Annotated in this window: 19 protein-coding genes; 11 read left to right on the top strand and 8 right to left on the bottom strand. The window is 59.8% G+C overall.

What is annotated here, in order from left to right; all coding sequences use genetic code 11:
* Positions 1–34: 34 nt before the first annotated feature.
* Positions 35–664: an SCO family protein gene (locus V1475_RS04175; RefSeq protein WP_479411753.1), complete on the bottom strand. Its 630-nt coding sequence runs from the start codon at positions 662–664 to the stop codon at positions 35–37.
* Between the two features lie 90 nt (positions 665–754).
* Here V1475_RS04175 and regB point away from each other — a divergent pair, with 90 nt between their 5' ends.
* The 9 genes from regB (at position 755) to hslU (ending at position 14286) form a co-directional block, all read left to right on the top strand.
* Positions 755–2158, top strand: a complete 1404-nt coding sequence (gene regB / locus V1475_RS04180) for a sensor histidine kinase RegB (RefSeq protein ID WP_479411754.1) — start codon at positions 755–757, stop codon at positions 2156–2158.
* A gap of 82 nt (positions 2159–2240) precedes the next feature.
* Positions 2241–3830, top strand: a complete 1590-nt coding sequence (locus tag V1475_RS04185; RefSeq protein WP_479411755.1) for a PAS-domain containing protein — start codon at positions 2241–2243, stop codon at positions 3828–3830.
* A 69-nt stretch (positions 3831–3899) separates the two neighbouring features.
* Positions 3900–4934: an aminoglycoside phosphotransferase family protein gene (locus V1475_RS04190; RefSeq protein WP_479411756.1), complete on the top strand. Its 1035-nt coding sequence runs from the start codon at positions 3900–3902 to the stop codon at positions 4932–4934.
* 26 nt (positions 4935–4960) lie between these two features.
* Positions 4961–5584, top strand: coding sequence for a nucleotidyltransferase family protein (locus V1475_RS04195; RefSeq protein ID WP_479411757.1), 624 nt, complete (start codon positions 4961–4963; stop codon positions 5582–5584).
* A complete protein-coding gene (gene addB, locus V1475_RS04200) occupies positions 5584–8556 on the top strand; it encodes a double-strand break repair protein AddB (RefSeq protein ID WP_479411758.1) in 2973 nt (990 codons plus the stop codon). Before V1475_RS04195 ends, addB begins: the two co-directional genes overlap by 1 nt.
* On the top strand, positions 8549–11929 hold the full coding sequence (addA, locus tag V1475_RS04205; protein ID WP_479411759.1) for a double-strand break repair helicase AddA: 3381 nt from the start codon (positions 8549–8551) through the stop codon (positions 11927–11929). The genes addB and addA overlap by 8 nt, the downstream gene beginning before the upstream one ends.
* Positions 11930–11984: 55 nt before the next feature.
* Positions 11985–12305 carry a thioredoxin gene (gene trxA / locus V1475_RS04210; protein WP_066703517.1) on the top strand — a complete coding sequence of 107 codons (321 nt, stop codon included), beginning with the start codon at positions 11985–11987 and terminating at the stop codon, positions 12303–12305.
* A gap of 125 nt (positions 12306–12430) precedes the next feature.
* The gene (gene hslV, locus V1475_RS04215) at positions 12431–12988 is read left to right on the top strand and encodes an ATP-dependent protease subunit HslV (RefSeq protein WP_096806158.1); all 558 of its coding nucleotides are present in this window, start codon (positions 12431–12433) and stop codon (positions 12986–12988) included.
* Entirely contained in the window at positions 12985–14286 is a 1302-nt protein-coding gene (gene hslU / locus V1475_RS04220; protein WP_479411760.1) for an ATP-dependent protease ATPase subunit HslU, read from the top strand. The genes hslV and hslU overlap by 4 nt, the downstream gene beginning before the upstream one ends.
* A gap of 18 nt (positions 14287–14304) precedes the next feature.
* On the opposite strand, the gene V1475_RS04225 is transcribed toward hslU, so the two are convergent.
* The 3 genes from V1475_RS04225 to V1475_RS04235 are packed head-to-tail and all read right to left on the bottom strand — an operon-like array spanning position 14305 to position 16606.
* Positions 14305–14904 (bottom strand): Smr/MutS family protein, encoded by a 600-nt coding sequence (locus tag V1475_RS04225; RefSeq protein ID WP_479411761.1) that lies wholly within the window; start codon positions 14902–14904, stop codon positions 14305–14307.
* Positions 14901–15941, bottom strand: a complete 1041-nt coding sequence (gene mltA, locus V1475_RS04230; RefSeq protein ID WP_479411762.1) for a murein transglycosylase A — start codon at positions 15939–15941, stop codon at positions 14901–14903. The genes V1475_RS04225 and mltA overlap by 4 nt, the downstream gene beginning before the upstream one ends.
* Positions 15941–16606: a Tim44/TimA family putative adaptor protein gene (locus V1475_RS04235; protein ID WP_434289759.1), complete on the bottom strand. Its 666-nt coding sequence runs from the start codon at positions 16604–16606 to the stop codon at positions 15941–15943. Before V1475_RS04235 ends, mltA begins: the two co-directional genes overlap by 1 nt.
* Before the next feature lie 107 nt (positions 16607–16713).
* Between V1475_RS04235 and V1475_RS04240 the strand changes: the two genes are divergently transcribed.
* Both V1475_RS04240 and secB read left to right on the top strand, forming a co-directional pair.
* On the top strand, positions 16714–17214 hold the full coding sequence (locus V1475_RS04240; RefSeq protein WP_434289758.1) for an FxsA family protein: 501 nt from the start codon (positions 16714–16716) through the stop codon (positions 17212–17214).
* Between the two features lie 57 nt (positions 17215–17271).
* On the top strand, positions 17272–17781 hold the full coding sequence (gene secB / locus V1475_RS04245) for a protein-export chaperone SecB (RefSeq protein ID WP_479411763.1): 510 nt from the start codon (positions 17272–17274) through the stop codon (positions 17779–17781).
* Between the two features lie 6 nt (positions 17782–17787).
* Here secB and dnaQ read toward each other — a convergent pair whose 3' ends face one another.
* The 4 genes from dnaQ to V1475_RS04265 are packed head-to-tail and all read right to left on the bottom strand — an operon-like array spanning position 17788 to position 20549.
* The gene (gene dnaQ, locus V1475_RS04250; protein WP_479411764.1) at positions 17788–18528 is read right to left on the bottom strand and encodes a DNA polymerase III subunit epsilon; all 741 of its coding nucleotides are present in this window, start codon (positions 18526–18528) and stop codon (positions 17788–17790) included.
* On the bottom strand, positions 18521–19120 hold the full coding sequence (coaE, locus tag V1475_RS04255; RefSeq protein WP_479411765.1) for a dephospho-CoA kinase: 600 nt from the start codon (positions 19118–19120) through the stop codon (positions 18521–18523). Before coaE ends, dnaQ begins: the two co-directional genes overlap by 8 nt.
* Complete coding sequence (locus V1475_RS04260) at positions 19117–19947, bottom strand: shikimate dehydrogenase (protein WP_479411766.1); 831 nt, start codon at positions 19945–19947, stop codon at positions 19117–19119. The genes coaE and V1475_RS04260 overlap by 4 nt, the downstream gene beginning before the upstream one ends.
* The gene (locus tag V1475_RS04265; RefSeq protein ID WP_479411767.1) at positions 19944–20549 is read right to left on the bottom strand and encodes a Maf family protein; all 606 of its coding nucleotides are present in this window, start codon (positions 20547–20549) and stop codon (positions 19944–19946) included. Before V1475_RS04265 ends, V1475_RS04260 begins: the two co-directional genes overlap by 4 nt.
* Positions 20550–20760: the final 211 nt, after the last annotated feature.

The raw sequence follows: 20760 nt of genomic DNA on the forward strand, positions 1-20760 counted from the left end.
AGGTTTTAGAACGAGTCTAAGGGAGGGTCAATTTTTACCCTGCGGCGTCTATAAAACAGGCCACCCGGTCGGCCATCTGCTCGGCCGTATCCTCGCGTTTGAAGAAATCGACAAAGCCGATCTCCGGGAACACCAGATAGGCAAAAGTGGAGTGATCGACGAGGTAATATTCCGGATCGCCGTCTTCCTGTTTCTTGTAATAGGTCTTGTAGGCCATGGACGCGGCCTTGACCTGCTCCGGCGTGCCGGTGAGACCGATCATGTTGTCATGGAAGAGCGAAGTGAATTCCTTGACGATCTCCGGTGTGTCGCGCTCCGGGTCGATGGAGATGAAAGCGGCCTGTGCGTCATAACCGCGCTCGTCGAGGATTCGCAAAGCATCTGCGTTGCGCATATTGTCGAGCGGGCAGACATCCGGACAGAAGGTATAGCCGAAATAGAGGATCGTCGGCTTGGTGAAGACATCCTTGTCGGTCACGGTCACGCCGTCTTCATTCACCAATTCGAAAGGTCCGCCGATAGCTGAGGCGCCACCACCGACAGAAGACACCCGGCATTGAGCAAAAGGATCGTCAGCGGCAGGACGCGTGGCATACCAGACGGTTGCGCCGATCCCGACTGCCGCAACGGCAACGGCTGCAATGGCTATGGATTTCGTGGACATCTTTCTCTCCTCTCGTTGCTGCGCATTGATCGGGAGAAACACAGGCACTAACAAGGGTTTTAATGACGCAGCTGGATAAAAATCACGTCAATGACTGAAAACGGAAACGGTCTCTTCACCGGTGAGCGGCGCTCCGACTGGGTACGCTTACGGACATTGGTCGCCGTGCGCTGGATCGCCATCGCCGGACAAATCGGCACGATTCTTATCGCTATGCTCGCACTTGACCTGCGCTTCGATCACGGGGCTTTCGCGCTGGTGATCGGCGCGTCGATCATCCTCAACATCGTGTCGAGCTTCATCTACCCGGAAAACACCCGGCTGAGCGAGCGCGGCGCGACGCTGATGCTGCTGTTCGACATCCTGCAATTGTCAGCGCTTTTGTATTTCTCCGGCGGGCTGAACAACCCGTTCTCCATGCTCATCCTCGCGCCGGTGACAATTTCTGCCTCTACTCTGCGTCCGAAATCCTCGATCCTCACCGGCGCGGTTGCCATCGCTTCGGTCAGTGTCCTCGCGCTCTATTATGTGCCCCTGCAGACCGGCGAAGGCGACATCCTGACCATGCCGGGGCTGTTTTTGTTCGGCACATGGGCGGGGATCGTCATTGGAGTGGTGTTTCTCGGCGTATTTTCCTGGAAAGTCGCCTCGGAGATCCACACCATGTCGGAGGCACTTCTGGCCACCCAGATGGCGCTCACCCGCGAACAGAAACTGACCGACATCGGCGGTGTCGTCGCCGCTGCCGCGCATGAGCTGGGCACGCCTCTGGCGACCATCAAACTGGTGTCGAGCGAGCTGGTCGACGATCTCGAAGGCCAGGAGATGCTGCGCGACGACGCCCGTCTGATCAACGAACAGGCCGACCGGTGTCGCGACATCCTGCATTCGATGGGGCAAGCCGGCAAAGACGACCTGCATATGCGTTTCGCCCCGCTGCAAGCTGTGGTCGAAGAAGCCGCCCAGCCCCATATGGCGCGCGGCAAATCGGTCCATCTCGACGTGCTCGGCGCCGAGGACGAAAGCACACAGCCCTATGTCTTCCGGCGTCCCGAGATCATCCATGGGCTGCGCAATCTGGTGCAGAACGCGGTGGATTTTTGCGAAACCACTGTTTGGATCGACATCAGCTGGAGCGCCGACGATATCCGGCTTCGGATCATCGACGACGGCGCAGGATTTCCCGCCTCCCTGATCGGCCGCATCGGCGATCCGTTCATGCACGGGCGGCGCACCGAGCGGATCGACAGGGATGTCGAGAAACGCCCGGGGTATCAGGGTATGGGTTTGGGCCTCTTCATCGCCAAGACTCTGCTGGAGCGCACCGGGGCGGAGATTGCCTTTTCGAACGGCTCCGATCCGCACGATCTGCATCTGCACGCCGGTCGCCGGTCGGGCGCAATCGTAGAACTCGCTTGGCAAAGGACAATGATCAGCGTCCCTGAGGGAGAACAAAACAAGGCCTTGGGCGAAAATACGCTTCTGAACTCGTGAAACAGGCGCGTTTTAACCACGCGTTAACCATCATTACCGACACTGTCCCCATCGCTTATGCGCTGTGTCTGATGGGAATCACATGTCACCGAATGCCCTGTTCACCTTTGTTTCTCTGATTGTCGGCAGTTTCGGCATCGCATTTCTTGTGCTTTATGGGCTGGCCCGGCTCGCCGCGCATAAAGAACGAGTAGATGCCATCACACTGGCCTCGCAGGACAACGATATCGTCTTTCTCTTCGATGACGAGAAACTAGTGAACGCCACGCCCTCCGCGCAAAGCGTCCTTGCCGCTGCGGCGGATGTCGGCTCCGACTGGTCACGGCTTTTGTCCGTGATGATCTCGAAATTTCCAGCCCTGCAACATGAGATCGCCGAACTGGCCGATCGTGGCAATATGGCGCTCGAATCCCGGGATGGCAGTGCGGTTCTCAAATGCGAATGGCGCAACGGTCTGGCCCGGCTCACCCTGTTCGACCGGGAAACCGAACAGGCGCATATCGACATGGATCGCCATTCCCTCATGGCCATGGAACAAGAACTGGAAACGCTCCGTGCCACGACGGAGAATGTGCCGTTTCCGGTCTGGCGCGAGGTCGAAGATGGCACGATCAGTTGGGCCAACAGCGCCTATATCGCCCTCGCAGACAGCCTCTCGGACACTGGCGAAACGACAAGTTGGCCACCCGCAGCCCTGTTCGACACCAACCTTTTGGCGCAAGCGGGTCCGAATGAATCCCGCCGTCTGAGTTTCAAGGACAGGAAGGGCGAGCCGCATTGGTTCGACATCCATCGGTTCGCCATCGGCAGCGACTCGCTTTACGCAGCGAACTCCGCCGATCGCACGGTCAAAGCCGAAGAAACCCTGCGCGAATTCACCCAGACTCTGACCAAGACGTTTTCGCATCTCACCATCGGTCTGGCCGTGTTCGACCGCAACCGGCGTCTGGCCCTGTTCAACCCGGCCTTGACCGATCTCACCGCTCTGCCCGCGGAGTTCCTGATCACGCGCCCGGCACTCACCTCTTTCCTCGACCGGCTGCGCGACAATCAGATGATGCCAGAACCCAAGGATTACAAATCCTGGCGTCAGGAAATGACCGCGCTCGAAAATGCCGCAGAAGATGGAACTTATGAAGAGGTCTGGACACTCCCGAGCGGCATGACCTACCGGATTTCCGGTCGTCCGCATCCCGACGGCGCCATCGCCTTCCTGTTCGAGGATATTTCCGCCGAAATGTCGCTCACCCGCCGCTTCCGGGCCGAGATCGAAACCGGTCAGGCCGTGCTCGACAGTCTGTCCGAAGCCATTGCGGTATTTTCCGGCGAAGGCATGCTGGTCATGGCGAACAGTGCCTACACGTCTCTCTGGGGTCTCGATCCACTCGAAGGCATCGTCGAAACCAGCATCACCGACGCAACACGCGTCTGGCACGCCAAATGTGCGCCATCTACGCTTTGGGGCGACATTCGTGACTTCGCCGGCCAGACCGGGGAACGCAGCGAGTGGATCGGCCAGACGCGACTCTGGGATGGGCGTCGGCTGAATTGCCGTTTTGTCCCTTTGCCGTCCGGGCAAACACTTGTAGGTTTCACCCCCGAGGCGCGCGCCAGCACCCTGCGCCCGGCGTTGCGACCACAGGCCAGCGGTACGCATTTCGTCGAGATGTAAGCCACCCCTTGTATCCCCCGCACCGGGGCCTAAAGTCGGGCGACACACGTCCGACACAAAGGCCCCAACGTGACCCAATCCACCGATCGCGCCGAAAAACTTGCGGCATTCCTGCACTCAAGCGACTGGGCTTCGGCGCGCTCGGTTGCTTTGGTCGGCGACGCCTCCCGCCGCCGTTACCATCGCCTGTTCGATGACACCTCCGAGCGTCAGGCCATCGTCATGGATGCCCCACCGGAGGCTGGCGAAGATGTCCGGCCCTTCCTGAAAGTCGCCTCTTATCTGCGCGATCTCGGGCTTTCAGCCCCTGAAATCTACGCCGCAGATGAGGATAAGGGTTTCCTGATCCTCGAAGATTTCGGCGAAGATCTATACGATCGGGTCTGCCTGCGCAGCCCCGCCTCGGAACCCGAGATTTACGACGCAGCCGTGGACGTTCTGGTCCGGTTGAGCAGCGCCGACCCGATGCAAGGGCTCGAAGATTACGGTCCGAAAATGACCGATCTCGCCCTGTCCTGCTTTCGCTGGTACGCAGAACCGATCCTTGAGCGCGACCTCTCAGAAGACCGCGACACCGCCCGAGCCGCCCTCGCGCCGCTAATCGACGATCTCGGCCCCGGTCGCGTGACCATCCTTCGCGATTATCACGCCCAGAACCTGCTTTGGCTTCCGGAACGTTCCGGCACAGCGCGTGTCGGCCTCCTCGACTTTCAGGATGCCATGCTGGGCCACCCCGCTTATGATCTGATTTCCCTGACCACGGACGCGCGCCGCGATGTTTCCAGCGCCATTCAAACCCGTTGCATCGACCGTTTTTGCGATGGTTTGGGCCAGAATCGGGTCGATTTTTCTCGTCAGGCTGCGATTTGTTCCGTCCAGCGCAACCTCCGCATCCTGATGGTTTTCGGGCGCATGTCCCTGCATTTCGGGCGCCCGCATTACGTCGACCTGATCCCCCGCGTCTGGCGCTATCTGCAACAGGATTTGCAGCACCCCGATCTGGCCGATCTGGCAAGACTGCTCCGCAACACGCTCCCCGAACCCGATGACAAAGCACTCGAAACCCTGAAGGCAAAATGCGGCATCATCCCGACTCTGCAATGATCTTTTGCGCGGGGCGCGGCACCCGCATGAAAGAGTTGACCATAGACCGGCCCAAACCGCTCATCGAGGTGGCCGGGCGGCCTTTGGTGGATCATGCGCTCGCGCAACTGGCCGGGGTGTCCCGTCGCGTCGCCAACCTGCATTACCTTCCCGCACGCCTTGAACAACACCTCAAGAACGCCGGAGTTCAGACGATTTACGAGGAAGATCTCCTCGAAACCGGCGGTGGTTTGAAAAATGCCCTGCCGATGTTTCACGAAGAGACCCTCTTCACGATGAACACCGATGCGGTCTGGAAAGGTCCGCAAGCCTCCGAGGTCCTTGCCGCACATTGGCAGCCGGACAAGATGGATGCCCTGCTTCTCGTCGTCCCGAAATCCCGCGCCCACGGGCATCTGGGGCAGGGGGATTTCGATCTGTTACAAGACGGCCAACTGCGCCGCGGCACTCAGACCGTTTACACAGGGATGCAGATTTTGAAAACTGACCCGGTCGCAGACATCGAAGACCGGCATTTCTCGCTCAACCGCGTGTGGGAAACTCTGTTCCATGCCGGACGGATTTATGGGGTGGAATATGAGGGGCATTGGTGCGATGTCGGCCATCCCGATGGCATTGCCATTGCAGAAGAGGTTTTAAAGGAGGCGTGATGTTCGCCGAGGTGGGGAAACCGGGTTTGTTTGGCGTGCCCTGCGGCGCGGATTATCCGCATGCGATCAAGGCCGGTCTTCTAAGCCACCTGAAAGACACGCCGCCCGAGCTTCTGGCGCGCACCGAGATTTTCGTCAACACCTCACGGATGCGCAAAGATATTCAGCGTGCCTTCGACGATGGATCGACCCGATTCCTGCCCAAAATTCGCCTTTTGACCGAATTGGGAACGGATCATCGCTTCCTCGATCTGCCGGTTCCGGTGAACAGTCTGCGCCGACGCCTTGAGCTCTCGCAACTCGTGGCGCATTTCCTGCGACAGGAGCCGCAATTCGCCACCCGCGCCTCGATTTTCGATCTGTCCGACAGCCTCGCGCAAGTGCTCAGCGAGATGCAGGACGAAGGTGTCACTCCCGAAGACATCCGCAGCCTCAAGGTTCAGGACTCCTCCGGTCACTGGCAAAAGTCTCTGCAATTTCTCTCGATCATCTTCGACTTCTTCGGTCCCGAAAGCGCCGCCGATCCGGGATCGGAGGCCCGCATGAAGCTGGTCATCGACCGGCTGGAGCGGCAATGGCGCGACACCCCGCCGGATCATCCGATCCTTGTGGCGGGATCGACCGGCTCGCGCGGCATGACCGCCCGCTTCATGTCCCTCGTCGCCAAGCTGCCGATGGGCGCCGTCATCCTGCCAGGCGTCGATTTCGACATGCCGGACAGGGTTTGGACGCAAATCCGAAACCCCGAACGTGCTTCGGTCGAGCATCCACAGGAACGCACCGCCCGCATGGCCGAACGTCTTGATATTCGCCCACAAGACATCCGGCCCTGGCATACGAGCGGATGTGCCAATTCGACCCGAAACCGGCTTGTTTCTCTTGCTTTGCGGCCTGCCCCCGTGACGGATCAGTGGATGGAGGAAGGCCCCGCCTTCAAAGACGTCGCGCAGGCCACACAAAACATGACCCTGATCGAAGCGCCGGACATGCGCATCGAATCGAATGCCATCGCGCTCGTGTTACGTCAGACTGCGGAGCTCGGCAAAACGGCCGCTCTGATCACGCCCGACCGCGATCTCGCCCGGCGCGTCACCGCCTTGCTGGATCGCTGGGGAATTGTCCCTGACGACAGCGCCGGGATTCCACTTAATCAAACGCCTCCCGGCCGCCTGTTGCGCCACCTCGTCGGTTTCATCGGCCGCACCATGTCTGCCGAAGATTTGCTCGTGCTGCTGAAACACCCGCTCTGTGCGCGCGGCGCGCAAGGCGACGAAGGCCGCGGCTACCATCTGCTGTGGACACGCGAACTCGAAGTTCATTTGCGTCGCAAGGGTCCGGCTTTTCCCTCACGCGAAGACATTCTGAAATGGGCCATCGAGTCCGGTCAGGACAAGGCCGACAAGGAGGGGCGCGCACACTGGGCGGGCTGGATTTCCGATCTTGTCGAACATATCCAGATTGCGCCAGAGGGCCCGCTGTCGGATCATCTGAATCGTCTTGTTGCGCTGGGTTCGGCTCTTGTCAAAGGTCCGACAGGCGATGATGACAGTGAGCTTTGGGCGCAGAATGCCGGTCGCGAAACCCGGCGTCTCGTCGAAGATCTGCACCGAAATTCCAACTACGGCGGCACGTTTAATATCCATGAATTCGCCGACCTGTTCCGCGCCATTCTCGCGCGCGGCCAGGTGCGCGATCCCTCACCCAAACATCCGAAAGTGATGATCTGGGGGACGCTGGAGGCACGATCCCTGCAAGCCGATCTGGTGATCCTTGCCGGTCTGAACGAAGGCATTTGGCCACAGGCCGCAGGTCAGGATCCTTGGTTCAGCCGCGATATGCGGCGCCAGGCCGGGCTGATTTCACCCGAACAAATGATCGGCCTTTCCGCCCATGATTTCCAACAGGCCATCGCAGCGCCGGAGGTCATCCTGACCCGTGCCAAGCGCGATGCAGAGGCGGAAACCGTCGCCTCGCGCTGGCTCATCCGGCTGACCAACCTGATGGCGGGGATGTCGGACGAGGGACGTGAGGCCCTCGAGAACATGCGCAAGCGGGGCACCGCGTGGATGGGGCTTGCAGACGCGCTCGACGAACCCGGCACAGCCATCCCGCCCGCAAAACGGCCAAGCCCGCGCCCGCCCAAAGACGCCCGCCCCCGGCAACTCTCCGTCACCCGGATCGAGACCCTGATCCGCGATCCCTATGACATTTACGCCAGCCGCATCCTGCGCCTGAGCAAGCTCGATCCGCTGTCCCGCGACCCCGACATTCGCGAACGGGGCACAGCGCTGCATGCGATCATGGAGCGTTATCTCAAACAGATCGGCGACGACAGTCATGACGCCGCCCTCGCACGGTTTATGAGCGTCGCCGAAGAGGTGCTCGAACAAGAGGTGGCCTGGCCCTCGGCCCGCCGCGTCTGGCTGGCCCGGGTCCACCGGATTGCCGATCAACTGGTGCGTGACGAACGCGACAGGCTGACAAAGGGCACCCCTTGCGGGATCGAAGCCAAGGCCGCCATGCATCTTCCCGAAGTGGATTTTTCCCTGACCTGCAAGGCCGACCGAATCGACCGCAAGGAAGACCACACGTTCATCATCTACGATTACAAAACCGGCACACCGCCCAGCGAAAAACAGACCCGAAAGTTCAGCATTCAGCTTCTGCTCGAGGCCATGATGATGGAAGCGGGCAAGTTCGAAGGCGTACCCATGGGGCGCGTGTCCGAAGTCGCCTATCTCGGGCTCAATGCCGCGTTGAAACAGGTCGTTCTGCCGCTGGAACCCCACGATATTGCGGAAATTCGCGGTCGGCTCGCCACACTAATCGCCGCCTATGACGATCCCGATCTCGGCTACACCTCCCGCCGGATGATGGAGACCGTGCAATACAAGACCGATTTCGAACATCTCGCACGTTTCGGCGAATGGTCGATTTCCGATACCCCCGTGCCGGAGGACCTCGATGACTGAGATGAACGAGGCCACCCGGCGGCAGATCATGGCCGCGCGCCCGGACATGTCCACATGGCTCTCGGCCAATGCCGGTTCGGGCAAGACAAAGGTGCTCACGGATCGCGTGGCGCGGCTCTTACTCGATGGCACGCCACCGCAGCATATTCTTTGCCTGACCTACACCAAGGCGGCCGCAGCCGAGATGCAGAACCGGCTGTTCAAACGCTTGGGCGCTTGGGCCATGTTGCCGAATGCGGAGTTGACGACCGAGCTGCAAGCACTGGCCCCGGACAAGGATCTGGACAGTGACGTGCTCCGCCATGCCCGCACGCTTTTTGCCCGTGCAATCGAGACGCCCGGCGGGTTGAAGATCCAGACCATCCACTCCTTCTGTAGCGCGCTTTTGAGACGATTCCCGCTCGAAGCGGGGGTGTCGCCGCAATTCAAGGAAATGGACGACCGGCAATCCCGCCGCATGATCGCCGATATTCTCGAAGATCTGGCCCTTGGCCCCTCGCGCGATATGCTCGATGCCGTCGCACTTCATGTCAGCGATCTCGACCTGACGGAACTTGCGCTCAAGATCGTGGCGAAACGCGACGGTTTTCTGCCCGCGAAAACCGAAAAGGACATCTGGTCCTGGTTCGGTCTGCCCGACGGCTACGATGAAGCCGCGCTTCTTGCCGATGTCTTCCTCGGCGGTGAACGGGAGATGTTTGCCTCCTGTGCTGCCCTGATGGAAGGATCGAGCGCCGCCGATCAGAAAATGGCTCCGTTTTTCCGTCTTTGGGCTGGATTGGAGCCAGGTTTGGCTCTTGTAGAGCAGCTATGCGACAAGCTTCTTACCGGTGAAACCGCCAAAACCCCGCTGCAATCGAAATTCTATGCCCAGCATTCAAGCCTGCCGACGCGCAAGCTCATTGACGCCCATCCCGGCGCCTTTGACCGTCTCGAAGAACTGATGAAACGGGTGGAAACCATCCGCCCCCGTCTGTTCGCGCTTTACGACGCCAAACGCACGCTCGCGCTGCACCGCTTCGCCCAAGCGCTCCTGCCACCCTATCTGGAGCGCAAGGCGCAACTCGGGCTTCTCGACTTCGACGACATGATCCGCCGCGCCCGCGATCTTTTGTCGATCTCGAACGTGTCGCAATGGGTGCTTTACCGGCTCGATGGCGGCATCGACCACATCCTTGTCGACGAGGCCCAGGACACCAGCCCGGATCAATGGCGCGTTGTGCAATTGCTGGCGGGCGAGTTCACCTCGGGCGAGGGCGCGCGTGCCGATGTGACCCGCACGATCTTTGTCGTCGGCGATCACAAACAGTCGATCTATTCCTTTCAGGGCGCCGCCCCCGAAGCCTTCGACCAGATGAAGGCGCATTTCGGCGCACGGCTCAACGCCGTCGGTCAGCCGTTGCAAGATCTCGCGCTGCAATATTCCTTCCGCTCCTCACCCGCGATTTTGGCGGCGACCGATGCCGTCTTTACGGCCAATGGTGGTGAGGGGGTCGGCGGTATCCCGGAGCATATCGCCTTCTTTGACGACATTCCCGGACGCGTTGACCTTTGGTCGCTTGAGGAACCCCACGACACCGACGAGGAAGATGAAAACTGGGAAGACCCGGTCGATATCATCCGGCCCGAGCACCATAACGCCCGCCTCGCCAAACGTGTGGCGGATTTTGTGGCAGAGCTTCTCGAATCCGGCTCAATTCCCGAAAAAGGCGGCAAAGGCCGCCCGGTTCAACCCGGAGATATCCTGATCCTCGTACGCAGCCGCTCCGAGCTTTTCGGCCGGATGTTGCGGACGCTGAAATCCCATCCCTCTGGCATTCCCGTGGCCGGAGCCGACCGCATGACCTTGGGCGAGGAAATGGCGGTCAAGGACATGCGCTCCCTGCTCGCCTTCCTGTCCTTGCAAGATGACGATCTGGCATTGGCTGAGACCCTGAAATCGCCTCTGTTCAACTGGTCGGAGCGCGACCTTTATCGCCTCGCCCACGGGCGCACGACCATCACACTTTGGCGGCAACTCTATGAACGCCGGGCGGACTGGCCCGAAACCTACGCGATCCTCGAAGATTTGCGGCAGGTCTCCGACTTCCTGCGGCCCTACGATCTGATCGAACGGGTGCTGATCCGTCACGATGGGCGGCGCAAATTCATTGCCCGGCTCGGTAAGGAAGCCGAGGACGGGCTGGATGCGCTTTTGCATCAGGCACGGAGCTATGAAACCGCCGAGACGCCCAGTCTCACCGGCTTCATCGCCTGGCTCGAATCTCAGGACATTCAGCTCAAACGCGTGCTGGATGAAAACTCCAACCTCGTGCGGGTGATGACGGCACATGGCTCGAAAGGGCTTGAGGCCCCGATCGTCATCCTGCCCGATACGTTGAAACAAATGCGGGAAACCCGCGAGGAATTCATCGAACCCGAGTCCGGGCATCTCGTCTGGAAAGGCGCTGCCGGGCAACGCTCCGATCAGGTAAAACAGAGACTAAACCAGCTCAAAATCGCCGATCTCGAAGAAGACAGGCGGCTTTTGTACGTGGCGATGACCCGGGCGGAAAAATGGCTGATCGTCTGCGGTGCCGGGGAAGAAAAACCCGACACATGGTATGAGTTGGTGAAACGGGGGCTTGCCGGCCTTGCAACCGAAACCTGCGAATTGGCGGGCCGTCTCGGAACCCGGTTCAGCCATGGGATCTGGCCCGACATCTCCAACACATCGGAAGTGTCGCGGAAAACATCCCACAATTTGCCGGATTGGGCTCTGACTCCCGCCAAACCGCCCGAACCGGGCATGGACATCATCTCCCCCTCCGATCTCGGCGGGGCCAAAGCCCTGCCCGGCGAGGAGGGTGTTTTCGATAAAGAAACCGCCATGCGGCGTGGCAGCCAGTTGCATCGGCTGATCGAGGTCCTGCCCGGCGTCGCCCCACAAGATCGTGAAACAGTCGCTCGCTTTGTCCTTTCGACCGGTGAAGAGGCTGCGCTCGACGAAGAAATCCCGGAACTGATGTCCGAAGCGCTCAATGTCATTCACGGTCGCTACGACTGGGACATTTTCGGGCCCAACTCCCTCGCCGAAGTGCCTTACACCGACAAGATAGGGGACCGGATCATTCACGGCGTCATCGACCGGCTGATCGTGACCCCCGACCGCATCCAGATCGTCGATTACAAATCCAACACCGTCGTCCCGGAGCGCACTCAGGACATTCCCGAAGGCCTGCTGCGACAGTTAGGCGCCTATGCGCAGGCCGTCGGCGACATCTATCCGGGTCGAGAGATCGAAGTGGCGCTTTTGTGGACGAAAACCGCGACACTGCACCCCGTGTCTCTCGAGATCGTGATGGAGGCACTGGGTCGCACCGCCACATCTTGACCCATCAGGGGCAGAGGCATAGGTTTTTGCTCAAGTACAAATTCAGGAGAAGCCCATGGCGACCGTAAAAGTCAGCGACGACACTTTCGCATCCGAAGTCCTTGAATCCGACATCCCCGTGGTTGTCGATTTCTGGGCCGAATGGTGCGGTCCGTGCAAACAAATCGGCCCGTCCCTCGAGGAACTGTCCGAGGAACTCGACGGCAAAGTCAAAATCGTCAAAGTGAACGTGGACGAAAACCCGAGCTCGCCGGCACAATTCGGCGTCCGCTCGATCCCGGCTCTGTTCATGTTCAAAGGCGGCGAAGTGGCCTCCGCGAAAATCGGCGCAGCGCCGAAAGCGGCTCTCGCCAACTGGATCGCCGAAGAGTCCTGATTTTCAGGAATATGATACGAATTCGGGCGCCCCTTGTGGCGCCCTTTTTCATGTCCGGTTTGCAGGTACGGTTGCACCATGCGGATCGCGGTCACATATAGAGGGCCAAGCGAAAGGAACTCCGAATGTCGAAAGAAGAATTTCCCGGTTGGCACGGTACGACGATCATCGGCGTGCGGCGCGGTGGCGAGGTGGTTGTGGCCGGTGACGGGCAGGTGAGCCTTGGTCAGACCGTGATCAAAGGCACGGCGCGCAAGGTGCGGCGGTTGAAACCCGGCGGGCATGACGTGGTTTGCGGCTTTGCCGGATCGACGGCGGATGCCTTCACCCTTCTGGAGCGTCTGGAAAGCAAGCTTGAGGCCACCCCCGGCCAGTTGGCCCGCGCCTGCGTCGAGCTGGCCAAGGATTGGCGGACCGACAAATACCTTTCGAAACTCGAAGCCATGCTGATCGTCACCGATGGCGAGACGCTTCTGGTCGTGACAGGGGCGGGCGATGTGCTTGAGCCCGAACATGACATTGCAGCGATCGGATCGGGCGGCAACTTTGCCCTCGCCGCCGCCCGCGGGCTCATGGAAACCGAGCATGACGCCGAAACCATCGCGCGCAAGGCGATGAAAATCGCCTCCGACATCTGCGTCTATACCAATGGCAACCTGACCGTTGAGAAGATTACCAAATGACTGATCTGACCCCCCGTGAAATCGTCTCCGAACTGGACCGCTACATCATCGGCCAGAACGACGCCAAACGCGCCGTCGCCGTGGCGCTTCGCAACCGTTGGCGGCGCAAACAGCTTTCCGATGATCTGCGTGAAGAGGTTTATCCCAAGAATATCCTGATGATCGGCCCGACCGGCGTCGGCAAGACGGAGATTTCCCGGCGTCTGGCGAAGCTCGCCAAAGCGCCTTTCGTCAAGGTCGAGGCCACGAAATTCACCGAAGTCGGCTATGTCGGGCGCGATGTGGAGCAGATCGTGCGCGATCTGGTCGATGCCGCAATTTCCCAGACCCGCGACCAGATGCGCGAAGACGTCAAGGCCAAGGCGCAAGGCGCCGCCGAAGATCGTGTGATCGAAGCCATCGCGGGCAAGGACGCCCGCGACCAGACCCGCGACATGTTCCGCAAGAAACTCCGCACCGGCGAGTTGGACGACACGGTGATCGAGCTTGAACTTCAGGACGCGGGCACGCCGATGGGCATGTTCGAAGTGCCCGGCCAGCCACAGATGGGCGGCATGATGAACCTCGGCGATCTGCTCAAAGGCTTCGGTGGCCGCACCGTCAAAAAACGCCTGACCGTGGCCGAAAGCTATGACGTTCTGATCGGTGAAGAGGCCGACAAATTGCTCGATGACGAGACCGTCACACGCGTGGCGCTTGAGGCCGTTCAGCAAAACGGCATCGTGTTCATCGACGAGATCGACAAGGTCTGTGCCCGCTCCGATGCCCGCGGTGGCGACGTGTCCCGCGAGGGTGTGCAACGCGATCTTCTGCCGCTGATCGAAGGCACGACGGTCTCCACGAAACATGGGCCCGTGAAAACCGACCATATCCTGTTCATCGCTTCGGGTGCCTTCCACATCGCCAAACCCTCGGACCTTCTGCCGGAATTGCAGGGGCGTCTGCCGATCCGCGTCGAGCTTCGCGCATTGGAGGAGGGCGATTTCGTCCGGATTCTGACCGAAACCGACAATGCTCTGACGCTGCAATACAAGGCATTGATGGAGACTGAAGAGGTCGACGTCAGCTTCACCGAGGACGGCATTGCCGCCATCGCGAAACTTGCCGCCAATGTGAACACGACGGTGGAAAACATCGGCGCGCGGCGGCTTTACACGATCATGGAACGGGTGTTCGAGGAGCTGTCCTTCATGGCCCCCGACAAGCCGGGTGAAAAGATCACCGTCGATGCCGCCTATGTTCATGCTCATGTGGACGAGTTGGCGAAGGTCGCGGATGTGAGCCGTTACATGCTCTGAGGTTTCACGTGAAACCCATCATTTCGGGCGGCGCAGGTAGACGTAATAGGCCCCTGTGCCGCCGTGTTTCAGATGCGCCTCCGACACCTGCAACACCGCCTCGCGCAGGGGCGAGCTGTGCAGCCAATGCGGCACCTGATGTTTCAAAACACCTCTGCGCACCGGGATTGGGCCCTCATCATCGCGATGTTTGCCCTTGCCGGTGATCACCAAAACGAGCCGTCGCTCCATCGCCCAGGAATTCAGGATGAACCGCATGAGCGCCGGGTGCGCCTGCGCCAAGGTCATGCCGTGCAGGTCGATGCGGGCCTCGGGCAGCACTTTGCCCTTGCGCATCTTGCCGAATGTCTTGCGATCCATGCGCAGCGGCGCTTGTGACAGGTTTTCCGAAATCGTGGGCGCCAAATCATGCCCCAGCGCGGTTTTCGCCGCGTGTTTGCCAATCTCGATCTCGAACGCTTCAATCTCGCGCGGCACTTTCGCAGTAGATGTCTTTGTCGGTTCCGGCCGGGGCAGGGCATCGGGCATCCGCTCCACATGCATCGGTATCGCGGTCTTGCGCACCGCGTTCCAGAGCGTCTTGTCCTCTTCCGTCAGCGATTTCTTGCGACAGTTCACCCCTCTGCCCTCTCTTCGAGAGCATAGGCAAGCTGGATCGGCATCAAAACGATCATCCGTCCGGGATCGCGAATTTTCCCTGCCTCTTCGCCCGCCAGATCGCCTGTGCCAAAGAAAATATCGGCGCGCTGCGCGCCCTTGATGGCCGATCCGGTGTCCTGCGCGATCATCAGACGATGAAGTGGGGTCTCGCCCTCTTTTTCGATCCAAACGGGAGCCCCTAAAGTGACGAATTTCGGATCGACCGCTATGGAGCGCATCGTGGTGATCGACCGGTTCATCGCACCGATCGGCCCCTTGTCTGCCGGAAGGCGTGGCAGTTCGCGAAAGAAGACATAGGACGGGTTGAAGTTCAAAAGCTCCGAGCCTTCGACCGGATTGCGCCGCACCCAATTCTGGATCACCCTGGCGGAGACCTGATGCGCATCGTAGACACCGCGCCGGATCAATTCCTGCCCGATGGAGCGATAATCCCGCCCGTTATGTCCGGCATAGCCGATGCGGATCGTCGACCCGTTGTCGAGACGGATACGCCCCGATCCCTGTACCTGAAGGAAAAACAGCTCCACCGGATCGTCGACCCAGGCGATCTCAAGACCCCGCCCGACAAGCGCCCCCTCGGTGATGTCCTGTCGCGTCAGATAGGGCGCACCGGAAACGACATCGGGCGGCAGACGATAGACCGGGTAGCGGTAGCGCCCCGTCTGATACCGCGAACCGCGCAGTTCCGGTTCGAAATAACCGGTAAAAAGCGGCTCTTGCCCGTCCTCGATCAGGACCGGACGAAAGAACAATTCGAAAAACGTCCGCGCATCGGGCACACGAGCGGCAAGCTCGCAAAGCTGCGGCCACTCGGGATCGTCGATCAAATCACAGGTGTTGCGAAAAACCGTAAGGGCCGCAGTGTGATCGTCGGCATCCCATTGGGACAGGTCATCAAAGGAGAGAACGCGCGCCATGAGCCCCTCCGCAAGGGACGCTGGCGCGCTCAGGGCGAGCCCTGCCGCAAAGGCGGCCTTGGCCACCTTCGCCCACATCAGGCACCAGTGGCCACAAGCTGCCAGTTCGGATCGGCGCTGCCCAGATGGCGCGCAAAAGTCCAGATGTCCTTCTGGCGTTTGACCGCCTGCGGATCGCCCTCGACCACCTCGCCCTCGGCATTGCGCACCACGGAGGTGGTTTCACCCACGAAGCGGATCTTGATCTCCGCCTCATCCGTCGCCCGGTCGAGATCGGCGTCGATGATCTGAATCTCGCGCAGGCCGATAAACTGACTGTCGATAGTCAGCCCCTTGGCCTGACGGTCCGCCACGACGGAGGCAAAGGCCTCGTATACATCCTCGGAAAGAAAGGCTTTGATGCTGTCGAGATCGTCATGCTCGAACGCCATCAGGATCATCTCATAGGCACCACGCGCGCCCGAGAGGAATTCCGCCACGTTGAACGACGGTTCTACCCGCTTGATCGCCGCCAGATTGTCCGCCGCCCGCGTCCCCGCCTCGACATTGTCGACAATGTCATGGTCCACGCCACCGTCGATCACCTCGAAATTGCGTTTGACGCGTGTGGTCTCTTCGGCACCCGGATATTCGGCACGGGGCTTTTCAAATCCTTCCCGCGTGCCGAGAACGCTGCGCAGGCGCAGGATCAGGAAAATGGCAATGCCCGCGAGGACAAGAATGGAAAGAAGGGAATTCCCCATCGGCGTTCGATCTCCGTTCAAACGTGGAAATAACTGTGTTCCGATCTTATGTAGGTGACGCACCCCGCCAAGTCTACCTGTGGGGAAGAGATAAGAGAGGACTTTCCATGTGGCTTTTCGCGCTTTTTGTCGCTGTTCCGATCATTGAGATCGCCCTGTTCATTCAGGTCGGCGGTCTGATCGGGCTTTGGCCCACGCTCCTGATCGTCGTGGTGACGGCCGTTTTGGGCACCGCTTTGGTGCGGCAACAGGGCGCTTTGGCCATGTCACAACTGCGTCAGTCCTTTGCCGAGCTGAACGATCCGGCGGAACCGCTCGCCAATGGCGCGATGATCCTCCTCTCGGGCGCGCTTCTTCTGACCCCCGGCTTTTTCACCGATACCATGGGTTTCCTGCTGCTCATTCCGGCATTTCGCACCTTTGTCCTCAAGGAACTGCGCAAACGTGTGAAGGTTCAGAGTTTTGTCATGGGGCAACAGGCGGGGTTTTCGCAAAACACCACCTATCGCCAAAATCCACAGGAACCGGGTGTGATCGACGGCGAGTGGGAGGAGTTGGATGGTGACAAACCGAAAAATCAGGGCCCCTCGGGCTGGACTCGCCATTGAGGCAGTGCCGTCGACCTGATACAAATCCGCGAATTTCATTTTTTGAGGACAGAGAAGATGGCCGAAAACGGCACCACCGCTCCGCAACCCGAGACCGCCGCTCAGCCAGCGCCCGTCAAAATGCAAATCCTGGGTCAGTTCATCCGCGACATGTCGTTCGAGAACATTCTGGCCCAGAAAGGTCTGAAAATCGAAGGTCGTCCGGCGATCTCCGTTCAGGTCGCGCTTGATGCGAAAAAGCGTGAAGAAGAGCACCAGTTCGAAGTCGCCACCAAGGTCAAAGTCGAATCCAAGACCGAGAGCGGCGATCAGACCCTGTTCATCCTTGAACTCGATTATGCCGGTGTGTTTCACATCGAAAACGTGCCGGACGAACAAATGCACCCGTTCCTGATGATCGAATGCCCGCGCATGCTCTTCCCGTTCCTGCGCCGCGTGACCCATGACATCACCCGCGACGGTGGCTTCCCGCCGCTGAACCTCGACAATATCGATTTCGTTCAGCTCTACCGTCAGGACATGCAACGCCGCGCCGCAGCCCAACAGGCCGCCGCACCGGTCAACTGAGTTTCCTCAGTCGAATTTCTTCCAAAGCGCGCCGTCGCCCAACTGCTCGACAAAGGCAGCATGGGCGGCGGCTTCTTCGTCTGTGATGTGCGGGGGCAGGGGCGCCGGACGCCGGGTCGGCCGCCAGATTTCCTGCGGCCCCAAGGCAGAGCTGGTAGATTTTTTACCCACTGGCGCCAGCACCAGATCGGGCTGACGCCCCCCGATCAGCTCAAGATAGACTTCCGCCAGAATTTCCGAGTCGAGCAACGCCCCGTGCAGCGTCCGCGAAGAGTTGTCGATCCCGAACCGACGGCAGAGCGCATCGAGCGTCGCGGGAGCCCCTGGAAATTTCTTGCGCGCCATCGGCAACGTGTCGATCGCGCGCTCATAGGCGATTTCCGGCAGACCGATCCATTTCAGCTCGGCATTCAGGAATTTCATATCGAAGGCGGCATTGTGGATGATCAGCCTCGAATCCGTCCCAATGAAATCGAGAAACGCGCGCCCCACTTCGCGAAAGAACGGCTTGTCCTTGAGGATCACTTCCCCGTCTTTCGGAGGCCGCGGATTACGCAACAAATCCGGCCCGATCCCATGCACCCCAAAGGCCTCGTCCGGCATATCGCGATCCGGGTGGATATATTGGTGATAAGTCCGCCCCGACGGCATGTGGTTCTCAAGCTCGATGGCCCCGATTTCCACAAGACGATCCCCGCTGAACGGGTCAAAACCGGTGGTTTCGGTGTCGAGTACGATCTCACGCATGGGGTAAACGGCTCCTGATTTCAGAGAGCACATCCTGCACCTGCGCGCGGGCGGCTTCAAGGCTTGTGGTCTCGATCACGAAATCCGCATGGGCGCGTTTTTCGGCATCGGGCAGTTGTTTCGCGAGGATGGTTTTGAAATGCGCTTCCGTCATGCCGGGGCGCGCCATGACGCGCTCGGCCTGTGTTTTCGGGTCGACAGAGACGACAACCACGGTATCCATGGTCTTGTCCGCCCCGGTCTCAAAAAGCAGCGGCACGTCGATCAAAACGATTGGCACGTCAGAATCGGCGATAAACGCTTCCCGATCTGCGGCAACGAGCGGATGGACCTTGCTTTCAATGGTTTTCAGGGCTGTCGGATCATTGGCTATGATCTGTTTCAAACGCTCTTTCGAGACCGCGCCTTCAACAATCGCCTCGGGAAAGTCCTCTGACAGGGCAGGGACCGCTAGCCCGCCCTTTTGATAAAGCCGTGCCACGGCTGCATCTGCATCCCAAACCGGCACACCTTCGTCGGCAAACATCTGTGCCGTGGTGCTTTTGCCCATGCCGATGGAGCCGGTCAGACCGATGAGAAAGGGGCGCGTCATGAAGCAATAATATAGTTTCGGGTGTCTTCATCCACTTCGGGACGTTGTCCGAACCAACGCTCAAACCCCGGTGCGGCCTGATAGAGCAACATGCCAAGCCCATCGACCGTCTGGCACCCCTTTTGCGCTGCCTCTTCGAGAAACGCTGTGCGCAGGGGCGTGTAAACGATGTCGGTCACAACGGCATCGGAGCTCAGAAGATCGAGCGAAACCTTTAGCTCAGGCTGGCCCTGCATCCCGAGCGAAGTGGTGTTCACCACGGTCGCAGCGCCCTCCATCATGTCGCCCGCGTTGACCCATTCGACGACTTTGATCTTTGCGCCGAACTCTTCGCGCAACGCATCGGCGCGCGTGCGGGTTCGGTTCGACAGCCGGATTTCCGGCACACCGACTTCAAGAAGCGAGGCAATCACCGCCCGCGACGCACCACCGGCCCCCAGTACCACCGCAGGCCCCGCCTTCGGGTCCCAATCCGCATTCATCCGCAGGTTTTCCACGAAACCATAGCCATCGGTATTGTCGGCATGCAGCTTGCCATCGGCGCGAAAGATCAAGGTATTCGCGGCCCCGATCAACGCCGCCCGATCCGTGACGATATCTGCAATCGCCAGAACATGCTCCTTATGCGGAATGGTCACATTCGCGCCCACGAACCCCATTTTCGGCATGGCGCGCAGCACCTCTTCGAGATCGGCCTGCTCCACATGCAGATGCACGTAATGCCCTGCGATCCCGTAGCGTTTCAGCCAATAACCATGCAGCGCCGGAGACTTGCTATGCGCGACCGGTGCGCCGATCACGCCCGCCAATGGAATATGTCCGCTCATGATGCAATCACCCCTCTTTCCGACAGGTATGCCAGAAGCGGCAGCAGCGGCAAACCCAGGACCGTGAAGTAATCGCCGTCGATCTTGGAAAATAGCCGCACCCCCTCCGCCTCAAGCATATAGGACCCGATACAATGGCGGATCTGATCCCAATTCCGCTCCAGATAGGCGTCGAGATAAGCGTCCGTGAAATCTTTCATCTCAAGCCGGACTTCGCCGACATGACGCCATTTCGGTTCGCCATTCTCATAAATCACGGCAGCTGACAAAAGCTTATGCCGCTCGCCCCGCAGCGCCTGCAACTGCGCACGCGCCTCATCCTTATTGCTGGCTTTCGACATAAGCTGACCCTTGAACGACAGCGTTTGATCGCACCCGATCACCATCGCCTCCGGGTGCTTTATCGACACCTTGCGCGCTTTCCCCTCGGCCAGTGCATCCGCGATGTCGCGCGGCGTGGCGCCCTCGGCCATCAGCGCGTCCTTTACCGTTTCTTCATCAATTCGCCCGACAATGACCTCAAAGGCCACACCCGCATTGCGCAGGAGCGTTTGGCGAATTTCGGACCCTGAGGCGAGGATGAGTTGTCCCGGGATGTTCATAATTCTGTTGAAAACTCCTGTGTCACTTTGGTGATCGTTCTGCCGAAAACTCAGCGCCTCATTTTCGCGGGGATAACTGCGCCATCCAACCCCAAACTCTCTGCGTCTTATCATCGTGGGTAAGACAAATCGTCTCCCTTGGAATAACCTCGTTGCCCCCGGCAAGCGAGCGTTTATTCCACGAAACCTCCCAGTTGGGATAATGACAAGT

This window comes from Celeribacter sp. SCSIO 80838, assembly GCF_056498065.1.